Source organism: Streptomyces sp. NPDC001678 (genome assembly GCF_042892945.1).
GTDB lineage: Bacteria > Actinomycetota > Actinomycetes > Streptomycetales > Streptomycetaceae > Streptomyces.
The window spans coordinates 43,261-57,103 of the sequence record NZ_JBIAUP010000003.1; the positions used below are offsets into that span (position 1 = coordinate 43,261).

At 70.6% G+C, this 13,843-nt stretch carries 13 protein-coding genes; 10 read left to right on the forward strand and 3 right to left on the reverse strand.

All coding sequences use genetic code 11. The annotated features are described in order from the left end of the window. Window positions 1–4: 4 nt before the first annotated feature. Window positions 5–223 (reverse strand): acyl-CoA carboxylase epsilon subunit, encoded by a 219-nt coding sequence (locus ACFYZR_RS06950; protein ID WP_391906191.1) that lies wholly within the window; start codon window positions 221–223, stop codon window positions 5–7. A 26-nt stretch (window positions 224–249) separates the two neighbouring features. Then, window positions 250–1,860 carry an acyl-CoA carboxylase subunit beta gene (locus ACFYZR_RS06955; protein ID WP_391906194.1) on the reverse strand — a complete coding sequence of 537 codons (1,611 nt, stop codon included), beginning with the start codon at window positions 1,858–1,860 and terminating at the stop codon, window positions 250–252. A 237-nt stretch (window positions 1,861–2,097) separates the two neighbouring features. Between ACFYZR_RS06955 and ACFYZR_RS06960 the strand changes: the two genes are divergently transcribed. The 4 genes from ACFYZR_RS06960 (at window position 2,098) to ACFYZR_RS06975 (ending at window position 5,148) form a co-directional block, all read left to right on the forward strand. Beyond that, window positions 2,098–3,129: a ScbA/BarX family gamma-butyrolactone biosynthesis protein gene (locus ACFYZR_RS06960; protein ID WP_391906197.1), complete on the forward strand. Its 1,032-nt coding sequence runs from the start codon at window positions 2,098–2,100 to the stop codon at window positions 3,127–3,129. After that, window positions 3,126–3,797 (forward strand): HAD-IA family hydrolase, encoded by a 672-nt coding sequence (locus ACFYZR_RS06965; protein WP_391906200.1) that lies wholly within the window; start codon window positions 3,126–3,128, stop codon window positions 3,795–3,797. Before ACFYZR_RS06960 ends, ACFYZR_RS06965 begins: the two co-directional genes overlap by 4 nt. A 12-nt stretch (window positions 3,798–3,809) precedes the next feature. After that, complete coding sequence (gene fabG / locus ACFYZR_RS06970; protein ID WP_391906203.1) at window positions 3,810–4,514, forward strand: 3-oxoacyl-ACP reductase FabG; 705 nt, start codon at window positions 3,810–3,812, stop codon at window positions 4,512–4,514. A gap of 184 nt (window positions 4,515–4,698) precedes the next feature. After that, on the forward strand, window positions 4,699–5,148 hold the full coding sequence (locus ACFYZR_RS06975; RefSeq protein WP_391906205.1) for an ester cyclase: 450 nt from the start codon (window positions 4,699–4,701) through the stop codon (window positions 5,146–5,148). A gap of 90 nt (window positions 5,149–5,238) precedes the next feature. Here the strand turns inward: ACFYZR_RS06975 and ACFYZR_RS06980 are convergent, their stop codons facing one another. Then, complete coding sequence (locus ACFYZR_RS06980) at window positions 5,239–5,820, reverse strand: TetR/AcrR family transcriptional regulator (protein WP_391906208.1); 582 nt, start codon at window positions 5,818–5,820, stop codon at window positions 5,239–5,241. A 169-nt stretch (window positions 5,821–5,989) separates the two neighbouring features. Here ACFYZR_RS06980 and ACFYZR_RS06985 point away from each other — a divergent pair, with 169 nt between their 5' ends. The 6 genes from ACFYZR_RS06985 (at window position 5,990) to ACFYZR_RS07010 (ending at window position 13,825) form a co-directional block, all read left to right on the forward strand. After that, a complete protein-coding gene (locus ACFYZR_RS06985) occupies window positions 5,990–7,273 on the forward strand; it encodes an alpha/beta hydrolase (protein ID WP_391906211.1) in 1,284 nt (427 codons plus the stop codon). An 86-nt stretch (window positions 7,274–7,359) separates the two neighbouring features. After that, complete coding sequence (locus tag ACFYZR_RS06990) at window positions 7,360–8,952, forward strand: MFS transporter (protein WP_391906213.1); 1,593 nt, start codon at window positions 7,360–7,362, stop codon at window positions 8,950–8,952. A gap of 122 nt (window positions 8,953–9,074) precedes the next feature. Then, entirely contained in the window at window positions 9,075–9,839 is a 765-nt protein-coding gene (locus ACFYZR_RS06995; protein ID WP_391906216.1) for a 4'-phosphopantetheinyl transferase, read from the forward strand. Between the two features lie 103 nt (window positions 9,840–9,942). Then, a complete protein-coding gene (locus ACFYZR_RS07000; RefSeq protein ID WP_391906218.1) occupies window positions 9,943–10,788 on the forward strand; it encodes a BTAD domain-containing putative transcriptional regulator in 846 nt (281 codons plus the stop codon). Window positions 10,789–10,852: 64 nt separating this feature from the next. Then, window positions 10,853–12,610: an acetyl/propionyl/methylcrotonyl-CoA carboxylase subunit alpha gene (locus tag ACFYZR_RS07005; RefSeq protein WP_391906221.1), complete on the forward strand. Its 1,758-nt coding sequence runs from the start codon at window positions 10,853–10,855 to the stop codon at window positions 12,608–12,610. Window positions 12,611–12,748: 138 nt separating this feature from the next. Then, a complete protein-coding gene (locus tag ACFYZR_RS07010; RefSeq protein WP_391906223.1) occupies window positions 12,749–13,825 on the forward strand; it encodes a hypothetical protein in 1,077 nt (358 codons plus the stop codon). Window positions 13,826–13,843 lie beyond the last annotated feature (18 nt).

Here is a 13,843-nt window from a genome sequence, read left to right on the forward strand (position 1 = left end):
GTGATCACTGCGGAACCGTGCGCCAGGCACCGGCCGGGCGGTGCGGCCCGGAGCGCAGCCAGCCCGGCACGGCCTTTGGCCGGGCCGGGCCCGGCCCGGCGGCGGGACCGGCGGCGGGACCGGCCAGCACGGCCAGCGTCAGCGCGGCGATCTCCTCTGCCGTCGGGTTCCCGCGCAGCACGCGCAAGGCCGCGGGCCGCCGGTCAGCGGGTGTGGTCTCCAAGGGGCCTCATCCTTTCGGGGGGACGGCTACATGGGCGGGTTGCCGTGCTTGCGGGGGACGAGCTGTTCCTGCTTGGTGCGCAGCACCCGCAGGGCCTCGGCCAGCACGGCACGGGTGGTGCGGGGGTCGATCACGTCGTCGACCAGGCCGCGTTCGGCCGCGTAATAGGGGTGCATCAGCGCCTCGCGGTACCGCTCGGTCAGGGTCCGGCGCGCGGCCTCCGGGTCGTCGGCCGCGGCGACCTCGCGACGGTGGATGACGTTGACGGCGCCCTCGGCGCCCATCACGGCGATCTCGTTGGTCGGCCAGGCGAAGGACAGGTCGCAGCCGATGGAGCGCGAGTCCATGACGATGTACGCCCCGCCGTAGGCCTTGCGCAGGATCACCTGGACACGGGGCACGGTGGCGTTGCAGTACGCGTAGAGCAGCTTCGCGCCGTGGCGGATGATGCCGCCGTGCTCCTGAGTGGTGCCGGGCAGGAAACCCGGGACGTCCACGAGCGTGACGAGCGGGATGTTGAACGCGTCGCACGTCTGGATGAAGGACGCCCCTTTCTGCGACGCTTCGATGTCGAGAACACCGGCCAGATGCCGCGGCTGGTTGGCGACCAGCCCGACGGTCTGTCCGTCGATGCGCGCCAGCACACACAGCAGGTTCGGCGCCCACTGTTCGTGGACCTCCAGGAACTCCGCGCCGTCGACCAGCCGTGCGATCACCTCCCGCATGTCGTAGGGCTGGTTGGGGTCCGCCGGTACGAGCTGAAGGATTTCGTCGTCCGGGACGTCCAGCCGGACGGCGGGGTCGCCCGGCGGCGGGAGCTCCTTGTTGTTCGCCGGCAGCAGGGACAGCAGATAGCGCACGTCCTCCAGGCACGACTCCTCGTCGTCGTAGGCGAAGGCCGCCGCCCCCGAGACCGCCGCGTGCAGGTCGGCACCGCCGAGCTCCTCGTGGCTCACCTTCTCCCCGGTGACCGCCTCCACGACCTCGGGCCCCGTGATGAACATCTGGGAGATGCCGCGCACCATGAAGACGAAGTCCGTCAGCGCGGGCGAGTAGGTGGCACCGCCCGCGCAGGGCCCGAGCATGACGCTGATCTGCGGGATCACACCTGAGGCGCGCACGTTTCGGCGGAAGATCCCGCCGTAGCCCGCCAGGGCGGACACGCCCTCCTGGATGCGGGCACCGGCACCGTCGTTGAGGCTCACCAGCGGGGCGCCCGCGGCCTCGGCCATGTCCATGATCTTGTGGATCTTCTCCGCGTGGGACTCCCCGAGCGACCCGCCGAAGATACGGAAATCATGGCCGTAGGCGAACACCGTCCGCCCGTGCACCCGGCCCCAGCCGGTCACCACACCGTCGGTGTGCGGACGGCGCTCCTCCAGTCCGAAACCACTGGCACGGTGCCGGCGCAGCCCTTCGATCTCCACGAACGTGCCCTCGTCGAAGAGCTTCTCCAGCCGCTCGTACACGGTCATCTTGCCGCGTGCGTGCTGCGCCTGGGTGGCGCGCGGGCCGGGGCCGCCGCGCACTGCCTGCCGCAGCCGCAGCAGTTCGGCGGTCCGCTCCCGCATGCCGGAACCCGGTGCGAGCGGAATCGGCGGCGCGGCGGCGAGAGGGCGGTCGTCCAGAGCAGTCATCGAAGTGCACTCCCAAGCGTTGAAAGGCGAAGCGGCCGTAACGGCGCTCCCGGTAATTCCTGCGAACTGAACAATCGGCTGTCGCTGTGAAAGCTGCCTAAAAGGACAAGGCCCGGACCGCCGTCCGCACTGCTTTCCATGCAGTTTTCACGGCGCTTCTATGCCCCGTGGGAAACATGGGCCGCACCCGATATTCACGGACCCGCCGCTGGCGGCGCCGGACATAGGAGTCCCTGCATGACAACGCCGAGCGGTATCGCTCCACCGGCCCCCGATCCCGTACCGACCTTCAGCCGCACCATCGAGCGCTCATTGGTACACCGGGCGGCCGTGTCGGAAGTGCTCGTCACGGATCTCGTGCCGACCGGGAAAGAGGACTTCGTCGCAGGCGCGCAGCTCCCCCTGGGACACGGCTACTTCAGCGACCACCTGCGTTCCCCTGTCTCCTACGACTTCCTGCTGCTGCTGGAGGCCGCCCGCCAGGCCGGCACCGCGGCCTCGCACCGGCAGCTGGACATCCCGCAGGGCACCGTCTTCCTCGTCCACAACTGGTCGATCGAGATCGACGACCCGGCGGCCCTCGACCCGGGGCCGCGGCCGGGCGAACTCGAGATGACCGGTTCGGTGCACCGCCTGGCCGGCCGTAACGGCCGTCTGCGGGGCGTCGACTCACCGGTCTCGCTGCGCATCGGCGGACGCGAGATCGGCCGCGCGCGGATCACGGTGGGCGCGGCGAGCGGCGACGACTACACCAAACTGCGCTTCCTGCAGCGGAAGTCGACACCTCCGCTCACCTCGGACCTCGGCGGCGTGGTGCGCAGCCGCCCGGCGGACGCGAACGCGGTCGGCCGCCGGAATCCGTCCAATGTGGTGCTCGGCGAGCCCCGCCGGGCGGACGGCGCCATCTCCGCTCAGGTCGAGCCGCGCTTCGAGAACGCCAGCCTCTTCGACCACACCTACGACCACATCCCGGCCATGGTGCTGACCGAGGCGGCACGCCAGCTCGCCCACCTCGCCGGCGTCCCGGTCTCGGCGGCCGTCACAGGCTGTACGGCCGACTTCACCCGGTTCGTGGAGCTCGACGCGCCGCTCGTCGCCACGGCCGCACTGCCCGGGAGCGGCTCCCTCCCCGGCTCCTTCCCCGGCTCCTTCCCCGGCTCCCTCTCGGTGGACTTCCTGCAGGACGGCGCCTCGGCCGGCCGGATCACCCTGTCCTTCGCGCCGTCCCCGGCGGGAGCCGCCGGCTCCGGCGAGGTGGAGGCGTCATGAGCACCGCACGCCGTCCCGTCCGTGCCGTGTGGACGGACTTCGGTGGAGTGCTGACTCCTCCGATCAGCCAGGACCTGGAGGACTTCAGCCGCCGGACGGGGATTCCCGCGGAAGCCCTCCGGGCGGCGATGACCGCGGTGGCCGCGCCGTTCGGTCCCGACCTCATGGCTCCGCTGGACACCCCGCTCCTCACCGAGGACGAGTGGGCCGCCCGGATGAACGCGGAGCTGCGGACGCTCGGCGTGGAGACCGATCTCACCGGTTTCGGGGAGCGCTGGTTCGCGGGCCGCGCCACCAACGACGCGTGGCTGCGGCATCTCCACGCGATCCGCCGCACCGGTGTGTTCGTCGGCATGCTGTCCAACATGCCGCCGGCCTGGGACCGGCTGTGGCGCCGCATGGTCGAGCCGGAGGGTCTCTTCGACGGTCTCGTCCTGTCCTTCGAGGTGGGCGTCCGCAAACCGGACCCCGCGATCTTCGAGGCGGCCGCCGCCATGGCGGGGGTGGCGCCCGAGGAGTGCCTCCTCGTCGACGACATCGCCACCAACTGCGCCGGAGCCGAGGCGGCGGGCTGGCAGGCCGTCCACTTCACCGACGCCGACGCGGCGGCGGACCGGCTCGCCGGCCTGCTGCCCCGACCGCTCATCGCCGGTTCGCCGGCCGCCTGAACTGGAGAACCCATGTCACGCACCGTTCTGATCACCGGCGGCAACCGGGGGATCGGCCTGAGCATCGCCCGCGCCTTCGAGGAGGCCGGTGACAAGGTCGCCGTCACCCACCGCGGTGGCGAACCACCCGCCGGGCTGTTCGGCGTCCGTTGCGACGTCACCGACCCGGAGTCCGCCCGCCGGGCCGTCGAGGAGGTGGAGGCCCAGTACGGGCCGGTCGAAGTGCTCGTCGCCAACGCCGGCATCACCCGGGACGGGCCGGCCCCCACCATGCGGGAGGAGGACTTCGAGGACGTCCTGCAGACCAACCTCATCGGGTCGTTCCGGATGGCCCGCCTGGTGTCCCGCGGCATGATCGGCGCCAAGTGGGGCCGCATCGTCTTCGTCTCGTCCATCATGGGCTTCCTGGGCTCCCCGGGGCAGTCGAACTACGCCGCGTCCAAGTCGGGGATGCTGGGCCTGACCCGGTCCCTGGCCTGGGAGCTCGGCTCTCGCAACATCACCGTCAACATGGTCACCCCGGGCCTGATCGAGACCGAGATGATCCAGGCGGTCACGGACAAGCGCCGCACCCAGCTGCTCAGCCAGACGCCGCTGCGGCGCACCGGCACTCCGCAGGAAGTCGCCGAGGTCGTGAAGTTCCTCGCCGGCGACGGTGCGGCCTACGTCACCGGTGCCGCCGTCCCCATCGGCGGCGGCATCGGCATGGGCCAGTGACCCCTTGACCCTCCGCGTTCCACCGCTCCGGCGCGGGAACGCGCCCCCCTGCGGCGTCCGACGCCGCACGCGAGCCGCGCGCTCGCACCCCTTTTCCCACCCCTTTTCCCACCCCTTTTCCCACCCCTTTTCCCACCCCGGCGCTCCGCTCCGGGCCGTACTACGAGAAGCGAAGGAGTCCGCCGTGACGGACGAGGAAGTACTGGCGATCGCCCTGGAGATGGGCAAGGTCTTCAACGACGGCGACGAGGAGGTCGCGCACCGCTTGGTGGCGGAGGACTTCGTCGACTACGAGGCGCCCGAGGGCTCCCCGCGCGGGCCGCAGGCCTACGTGAACACCGCCCGCTGGATGCGCACCGTCTGGGAGGACGCGCGCTGGGAGCCCGTCGACGCCTTCGCCAAGGGTGACAAGGCCTGCATCCGGCTGATCTTCACGGGCCGCCAGGTGACCGACTTCATGGGCGTCCCCGCGAGCGGCAAGGAGGTGCGCGTCCAGCACCTCCACGTCTACCGGATCGCGGACGGCAAGGTCGTGGAGCACTGGGCGGTCCGGGACGACCTGGAGCTCTTCCGCCAGCTCGGCGCCTGGGACAAGCCTCTCCAGGGCGCGCCCAAGCCCGCGCCGACGTCCTGACCCGCCGGCCTCGGCCGGCAACACCTGAAGGGGGCATCCGCCTGCGGATGCCCCCTTCACCGTTTTCCCGGCGTGCCGGACGGTCCTACGTCAGCGTGCGGGGCCGAGTCCGTGCAGCAGTGCGTCGACCACGGCGGCCGCCAGCGTGTCCGGGTCGGTGCCGCTCTCCGACTGCTCCAGGATGGCCTGTTCGAGCAGGGCGTGGTAGACGCGGCGCGCCCACCCGAGGTCGGCGTCGGGACGCAGCAGGCCGGCCTGCTGGGCCCGTTCGAGCAACAGATGCCCCTTGGCGAAGATGCGTGCGTGCGCGGCGACGGCGTCCGGGTCGCGGAGCTGGGGCTGGCCGACGGTGTAGCGCCAGCCGCTCTTGACCTGGATCACGTTCGCGGTGATCTGGTGCAGCGCCACCAGGGGGGGCGCCGTCTCCGGGCGGCCGACGTCGATGGCCTCCTCGACCTGCCGGAAGGCATGGGCGGCCATGGCGTCGAGCAGCGCCTCGCGTGAGGCGAACCGCCGGTGCACCGTCGTACGGGCGACACCCGCCGCGGCGGCGATCTGGGCGAGGCTCGCGGTCGGGTCCTCGCTGAGCACTCGTTCGGCCACTTCCAGGATCGTCCGCACGGTGCGTTCCGCGTCGGCGCGCAGTGGCCGTTCTTTCGTCGTCTCGGTCACGTCCTGCCCTGCCTCTCCCTCGCTGGTACTCCTCTTGCCCCCAGTCTAAGCATCACTGAAGTCGCAACAAAGCAGTTACTTGCATCTTCGGTGTTGCAACTCCCAGAGTTTGCGATACATTACTGATGCAGATCACGGGCAACTTGCAACTCTCAAGGAGTGAATACCCATGTCCCAGGACCAGCAGGGCTGGATCGAGACGTACGACTTCGTGCAGGGCGTCCAGGCCGCCGGCCCCGCCCATCTGCAGCAGGTCGGCGTGCTCAAGACCGGGCCCGCGGACGCCCGGCGCGTCCTCGTCCTGCTCGGCGGCCGCGAGGGCGGCTCCGGCGTCTTCCGTCACACGGCGCGCAGCCTCGCCCAGGCGGCCGACGACCTGCAGGTGTGGGCCGTCGACCGGCGCGAGCAGAACCTCGCCGACCTCTCCGCGTTCGCCGACACCCCGGACCAGGCCACCGAGTACTACCTCGGGGGCCACTACGAAGTACGGGAGCCGGCCGACCACCCCTACGCCGCCCAGTGGGGCCTGGAGGTCCTCCTGGAGGACCTGCGCCGGGTGGTCGCCGCGGCCTCGGACGGCGGACGGCGCGACGTCGTGCTCGGCGGCGTCTCGGTCGGGGCCAGCGAGGCCCTCCTGTACGCCGCATGGGACTTCGACGGCACCCCGGGCTACCGGGACCTGGCCGGCCTGGCCATGGTCGACGGCGGCGTCCTGAACGCCTACTCCGGCGCGGGCATGGAGTTCGACCTGCCGCTCGAGGCCGCCAAGGGCTGGCTCGCCCAGATCGAGGGCGGCGCCGTCTTCGAGAACTTCACCAGCACCACCATCGGCCTGGGCGACCGCCCCGAGTCGGCGGCCGTATGGCTGCAGCTCGCCGCCAAGCACGCACTGGCCGACCCGGACGGCGCCGCGCCGCTCGCCGACCGGCTCCCCGAAGCCCTCCGCCCGGACCGCGCGCTCACCAACGCCGGACTCTTCGGCTGGCTCGTCGGCGCCGAGCGCGCCCACCCGTCGTACTCCGTCACCGCGGGCCGGCTGAAGGACGACGGCGCCTGGATCGAGGACGGCCCCACCGCGCTCGGCACCGTGGCCGAAGCCTTCGCGGGCCCGCGCCCGGGCGCCTGGCTCTGGTACACGCTCAACCGCGTGATGCTCGACCTGGTCGCGGCCATCGACTTCACGGAGACCGACCTCACCCGGCTGCTCGGCCTGCGGCTGTTCCACACCCGCGACATCGACACCCCGCTGTACGTGTTCCAGTCCGGCCTGACCAACGGCACCACGGGACAGGCCGCCGCGACGGTCACGGCCGGCAGCCGCATCCCCGAGCTGTCGCTGCACTCCGACGCCGCCCTGACCCACCAGGACGTCGTCTACGCCCGCTGGGACGACAACCGCTTCCTGCAGACCCTTTCGCAGTTCCTGCGCGGTCTGCCCCGCCGAAGCCACTGACCGGGCGCACGCCCCCAAGACCGGGGCGGCAGGGAGAGCCCCCGTATCCCTGCCGCCCCTCCCCGACCACCTGACAAGGAGCTCCGATGGCTGCCGCCGCCACCCCGCAGGCACCGCCCCGCACCGGTTTAACCATCTTCGCCCTCTGCCTGGCCGTGTTCATCGTGCCGCTCGGCCTGAGCAGCGCGCCGGTCGCGCTCCCCGCGATCGGTGACGACCTGCACGCGGGCGTCGTGCCGCTGCAGTGGGTCGTCAACGCCTACAACGTCACCGCCGCCAGCTTCATGATGGCCGCCGGGTCGATCGCCGACCGCATCGGCCGCAAGCGCGTCTTCGCCTTCGGCCTCGGCCTCTACGGCGTCTCCGCGCTCGTCGGCGCACTCGCCACCGACGTCATCATGCTGGACATCGCCAGGGGCATCGCCGGCGTCGCGGCCGCCGCCATGATGACCGCGGGCGTGTCGGTGATGGCCAACATGTTCCAAGGGGCCGCCCGCACCAAGGCGTTCGCCTTCGTCGGCGTCACCATCGGGGCCGGCCTCGCCCTCGGCCCGACCACTTCGGGCCTGCTCGTCTCCGGCCTCGGCTGGCGCTCGATCTTCTGGGTCCAGTTCGCCATCGTCGCCGTCGCCATGCTCGGCCTCGGCCTCCTGCAGGAGTCGAAGAACCCCGACGCCAACGCCGTCGACTGGGCCGGCACCGTCACCTTCACCCTGGCCCTCTTCTGCTTCACCCTCGCGATCATCGAAGGCCCGCAGTGGGGCTGGGGCGGCCCGCAGGTCCTCGGGCTCCTCGCCGCGTGCGTACTGCTCCTGATCGCCTTCGTCATCGTCGAACGGCGCCAGCAGCACCCGATGTTCGACCTCTCGCTCTTCACCGAGCCGCGGTTCATGGCCGTCAACCTGCTGGCCACCGCCGTCTCCTTCGGCTTCGTCGGCCTCATGGTCCTGCTGCCCTCCTACCTGGTCGGCGCCAACGGGCTCAGTAACAGCGCGGCCGGCCTGACCATGCTGCTGCTCACCGCCCCGGTGCTCGCCTTCCCGCTGGTCGCCGGGCGTCTCGTCCAGGCCGGGGTGTCCATGCGCCCCATCCTCAGCGGCAGCCTCCTGCTGGTCGCGGCCGGACTGGCCTGGCTGACCGTCATCCACCCCGACATCAGCCTGCTCGGCCTGGCCGGACCGCTCCTGCTCATCGGCACCGGCATCGGCCTCATCTACGGCCTGATGGACGGCGCCGCGGTCAGCACCGTCCCCCCGTCCAAGGTCGGCATGGCCAGCGGCATGTTCAACACCATCCGTCTCGCCAGCGAGGCAGTGGCCGTCGCCGGCATGGTCGCCGCCCTGGTCTCCCTCGTCCAGAACCGCGTCTCCAACGGCCTCGACCGCTTCACCCAGGGCACCTCCCTCGACGCACGCGCCGTGACCGACAGCGTCACCAGCGGCAACCTCGGCGAGCCGGTGTCCAAGACGGCCCCGGCGGCACGCGACGCCTTCACCGACTTCCTCGGCCAGGGCTACACCCACGGCTTCCAGGTCGTCCTGTGGGCCACCGCCGCCATCTGCGTCGTCAGCGCCGTCGTCCTCCACCTCATCCTCACCGACCGGCCGGCCGAGGACACCGCCGCCGGCGAGCACGAGCACCAGGACGCCGAGCGCACCCCGGCCGAGGTGTCCGCCTGACCGCGGCCCCGACACCGCACAGTCCACCCCCTACCCCTTGCGCGCAACCGGCCGCGGCCGCCCGGGAGTCCCGGGCGGCCGGCCGCCACATCCGCAGCGCGTGCCGCCGGCAGGAGATCCTCATGTCGCGCCCACCGTTTCCCACACCCCGTGCTCTCGAACTCGACGCGGCAGGGCCGGGCCCCCTGCCCCATACCGCCCTCGCCCTGCACCAGTTGGCACCGGACACCGCCGTTCAGCTGCACGACGACGAGATGCGACTGCTGCGCGGCCTGCCTGCCCGGCGGCGCGCCGATTTCGCGGCCGGCCGCTTGGCGGCCCGCCGCGCACTGGCCGTCCTGGGAGTCCCCGGGCCCGTCCTGCGCGACGGGCGCCGGCCCCTCTTCCCCGCGGGCACCACCGGCTCCATCAGTCACTGCACCGGGCACATCGGGGTCAGCTTCGTCAGCACGCATCCCGGCGTCGCCGCCACCGGCATCGACCTGGAGCGCACCGACCGCCTCACGCGGGCCACCGCCCGGCTCGTCTGCACCCGTCACGAACGCGCGTGGGTGAGCAGGGCACGCCGCCCGGAGAGCCGACTCTCCGTCCTCTTCTCGGCGAAGGAAGCGCTCTACAAGGCGCTGTCGGGACTCAGCCCGCGGACCCCGGTCTTTCACGACGTGGAACTCCACGTGGAGCGCGGACTGCTGGAGATCCGGATCGGCCGTGGCCTCCTCCCGGCCGGCCACCACCTGACCGGCTGGGTCCGGCTCCTCGCCGGCAACCACGTCCTCACCACCGTTGCCGTGCTGACCGGCGCCCCCACCGGACGGGAGGACAACCGGACGGGCACACTACGTTTCGAAGGAGATCAGACCGTGTTCTGCACTCATCCTTCTGCGTAGGCCGACTCAACCTTAGAATCATTTCCTTGCAGTCGGCCCCCGGCCGTGGAAACGTCGATCCCGCACGGTTTCTGAGAATCGGCTCGACTCCACGGGGGAGACAGTGCTTCAGTTCAAAGTTCTGGGGCCTCTGCAAATCAAACACAACGGTAGAGAGCTACCGGCGCCGCGCGGGCCAAAAGTACGGCAATTGCTGTCGCTGCTGGTCCTGCAGCCCGGATCGGTCGTCTCCCACGGCCCGCTCGTCGACGAGCTGTGGGGAAAGGAACCGCCCAAGACCGCACTGTCAACCGTCCGTACGCACATCTATCACCTGCGCCGGATACTCAAGCAGGAAATCGGCAGCGGTCTTCCCACCGAACTCATCGACACCTGGCCGGCCGGATACGTGCTGCGGGCCAGACCGGAGCAGGTCGACGCGGAGATCTTCCACCGCCTCGCCCGCCAGGGCGAGGCCCTGATGAACACCGGCGACCTGCCCGAAGGCACGCGTGTGTTGTCCCGGGCACTGGATCTGTGGAGCGGGGACGTGCTCACGGACGTCGGGTGCGGTCCGGTCCTCACCCAGCACGTGCAACATCTCCAAGAGGTGTACATGCGCGTTCTGCAACGCCGCATCGGAGCCGACATGCAGCTCGGTCAGCACGGGCAGCTGGCCGCGGAACTCAAGAGCCTGGTCACTCGCCACCCACTGAACGAATGGCTGCACGGCCAGCTCATCACCGCCCTCTACCGGTGCGGCCGCAGAGGAGACGCCCTCCGCGCCTATCAGGAACTCCGGGGAATACTGCAGGAAGAACTCGGGCTCGATCCCTCGCCGACGCTCCAGAAAATGCAGCGGCTCATCCTCGCCGGAGCCGACATCGACAATCCGGGATCTCCGGCGGCTCACACCGCCAGTACTCCCCGCCTTCTGCCGAGGATCAGCAGACTTCCCCACGCCTCGTAAAACAAGGACGTCCGGGGTTTTGTACTTCCGGCAGGTGCTGCCCTGCCTTCTTCTAGGAGAGTTCGTGCGCAAGGTGCTTATCGCCAATCGTGGTGAAATCGCTGTCCGTGTCGCTCGTGCGTGCCGGGACGCGGGGATCGCGAGTGTGGCGGTCTATGCCGATCCGGATCGTGACGCGTTGCATGTCCGGGCGGCCGACGAGGCGTACGCGCTGGGTGGTGAGACCCCGGCCACCAGTTACCTGGACATGGGCAAGGTGCTGGCCGCGGCGGCGGAGTCGGGCGCGGACGCGGTCCATCCCGGGTACGGGTTCCTTTCCGAGAACGCGGAGTTCGCGCAGGCGGTGCTGGACGCTGGGCTGACGTGGATCGGCCCGCCGCCGCAGGCGATCCGGGATCTGGGTGACAAGGTCGCGGCCCGTCACATCGCCCAGCGCGCCGGCGCGCCCCTGGTCGCAGGGACTCCCGATCCGGTCTCCGGGGCGGAGGAGGTGGTGGCTTTCGCCCGGGAGCATGGTCTGCCGATCGCGATCAAGGCGGCGTTCGGTGGCGGTGGCCGTGGCCTGAAGGTCGCCCGGACGCTGGAGGAAGTGCCGGAGCTGTTCGAGTCGGCGGTGCGGGAGGCGGTGGCGGCGTTCGGCCGGGGCGAGTGCTTCGTCGAGCGTTACCTCGACAAGCCCCGCCACGTCGAGACCCAGTGCCTGGCCGACACCCACGGCAACGTCGTCGTCGTCTCGACGCGCGACTGCTCGCTCCAGCGCCGGCACCAGAAGCTCGTCGAGGAGGCCCCGGCGCCGTTCCTGTCGGATGAGCAGAACGCGCAGTTGTACGCGGCGTCGAAGGCGATCTTGAAGGAAGCCGGCTACGTCGGCGCGGGCACCGTCGAATTCCTCGTCGGCAACGACGGCACGATCTCCTTCCTGGAGGTCAACACGCGTCTGCAGGTCGAGCACCCCGTCACCGAAGAGGTCACCGGCATCGACCTGGTCCGGGAGATGTTCCGGATCGCCGACGGCGAGGAGCTCGGGTACGACGACCCGGCCGTGCGGGGGCATTCGTTCGAGTTCCGGATCAACGGTGAGGACCCGGGCCGTAACTTCCTGCCCGCTCCCGGCACCGTCACCACCTTCACCCCGCCGACAGGTCCGGGCGTGCGCCTGGACGCGGGTGTGGAGTCGGGCTCGGTGATCGGCCCGGCGTGGGATTCGTTGCTGGCGAAGCTGATCGTGACGGGTGCGTCGCGTGAGCAGGCCCTTCAGCGGGCGGCCCGTGCTCTGGCGGAGTTCCGGGTCGAGGGCATGGCCACCGCCATCCCCTTCCACCATGCGGTCGTCACCGACCCGGCGTTCACCAGTGACCCGTTCCGCGTCCACACCCGCTGGATCGAAACCGAATTCGCCAACACGATAGAGCCGTTCGCCGCACCGGCCGGCGCCGAGGAGGACGAGCCGCAGGGCCGTGAGACGGTCGTGGTCGAGGTCGGTGGCAAGCGGCTGGAGGTCACGCTCCCGTCTTCGCTCGGCGCGAGCTTCAGCGGTGGCCCGGCCGCTGGTGGCGGCGGGCGGCCCAAGCGCCGCGCGGCGAAGAAAGCGGGCGCGGCCGCCTCGGGCGACTCGCTGACCTCCCCGATGCAGGGCACCATCGTCAAGGTCGCCGTCGAAGACGGCCAGCAGGTCAACGAGGGCGACCTGGTCGTGGTCCTGGAGGCCATGAAGATGGAACAGCCGATCAACGCCCACCGCTCCGGCACGGTCAAGGACCTGGCAGCGGAAGTCGGCGCGTCGCTGTCCTCAGGCGCGGTCATCTGCGAGATCAAGGACTGACGAGCGACCGCCGAGCACGAGCACAAGCACAAGCACGGGGAACACGCTGGGCATCCCATCTCGCCCTCGTTTCCCCCACGTTGAATTCCATGAACTACACGCACTGATTCCCACGAACAACACGAACAGAGGAAAGCCATGTCCAGTCGCCTGCGCACTCGCCGCCGTATAACCGCTGCCGCCGTCCTGGCCTCGGCCGCCGCCCTGCTCCTGCCGATGTCGGCATCCGCGCACGCCGAGCAGTCCGGTCCCGCCCCGCGCGCCGTAGCCGACACGGCCGCTCCCCTTCCGGCGGTCGTTCAAGGCGAGGGTCGCGCCATCCACCCCGAGGGCGTCACCTGGGACCCGACCCGCAACGCCTTCCTCATCGGTTCTCTGCGCTACGGCACGATCTCCGCTGTCGGGGCCGACGGCATACCCCACACCCTTGTCGACGACCCCCGTCTGATCGCCACCGGGGGCATCCGGGTGGACGCGGCCCACAACCGTATCCTCGCCACGTACGGCGATGTCTACGCCGGCCCGAACGCCCTGCTCAGCGTCGGTTCCACGCCCCAGACCCGGGGCCGGTACGTCGGCCTGGCGATCATCAACCTCTCGACGGGTGCCGTGGAGAAGCTGGTCGACCTCGGCCAGGGCCCGGGCCTGCACCTGGCCAACGACCTTGCCCTCGACGCCAAGGGCAACGCCTACGTCACCGACTCCTTCACCGGAACGATCTTCAAGGTGACCCCGTCCGGCACCGCCTCCACCTTCCTCCAGGACTCCGCTCTCGACGCGGGCCACGACGCCAACGGCGTTCCCAACGTGGGCGTCAACGGCATCGTGTACGACCCTGCCGGTTTCCTGATCGTGGTCCGCTACGACAACGGGTCCCTGTTCCGCATCCCGGTGCACCGGCCGAAGGACTTCCAGGAGATCCGCCTGGACGCGCCGATCCCCGGCGCCGACGGCATGGCCCTCGGCGCGGACGGCACTCTCTACGCGGCGACGAACACCATCAAGGCGAACAGCACCGACGCCCTGGTCAAGCTCCGCTCGGAGGACGGCTGGCGCAGTGCCCGGACCGTGAGCAAGGTGGCCTCACCCGAAGCGGCCCCGACCACGGTGGCTCTCACCCCGTCGGGCGACTACGTCCTCAGCGCCAACGACAACATCCTGTTCAACAGCGGCGGCAGCCAGACCCGCGACGGCTTCGTGCTGCGCCGGTTCTGACCCCACCCATGCCCCGGG

Coding starts and splice junctions, on each gene's coding strand:
- ACFYZR_RS06955 (WP_391906194.1), bottom strand. CDS start 1,860: ATGACTGCTCTGGACGACCGCCCTCTCGCCGCCGCGCCGCCGATTCCG.
- ACFYZR_RS06960 (WP_391906197.1), top strand. CDS start 2,098: ATGACAACGCCGAGCGGTATCGCTCCACCGGCCCCCGATCCCGTACCG.
- ACFYZR_RS06965 (WP_391906200.1), top strand. CDS start 3,126: ATGAGCACCGCACGCCGTCCCGTCCGTGCCGTGTGGACGGACTTCGGT.
- fabG (WP_391906203.1), top strand. CDS start 3,810: ATGTCACGCACCGTTCTGATCACCGGCGGCAACCGGGGGATCGGCCTG.
- ACFYZR_RS06985 (WP_391906211.1), top strand. CDS start 5,990: ATGTCCCAGGACCAGCAGGGCTGGATCGAGACGTACGACTTCGTGCAG.
- ACFYZR_RS06990 (WP_391906213.1), top strand. CDS start 7,360: ATGGCTGCCGCCGCCACCCCGCAGGCACCGCCCCGCACCGGTTTAACC.
- ACFYZR_RS06995 (WP_391906216.1), top strand. CDS start 9,075: ATGTCGCGCCCACCGTTTCCCACACCCCGTGCTCTCGAACTCGACGCG.
- ACFYZR_RS07010 (WP_391906223.1), top strand. CDS start 12,749: ATGTCCAGTCGCCTGCGCACTCGCCGCCGTATAACCGCTGCCGCCGTC.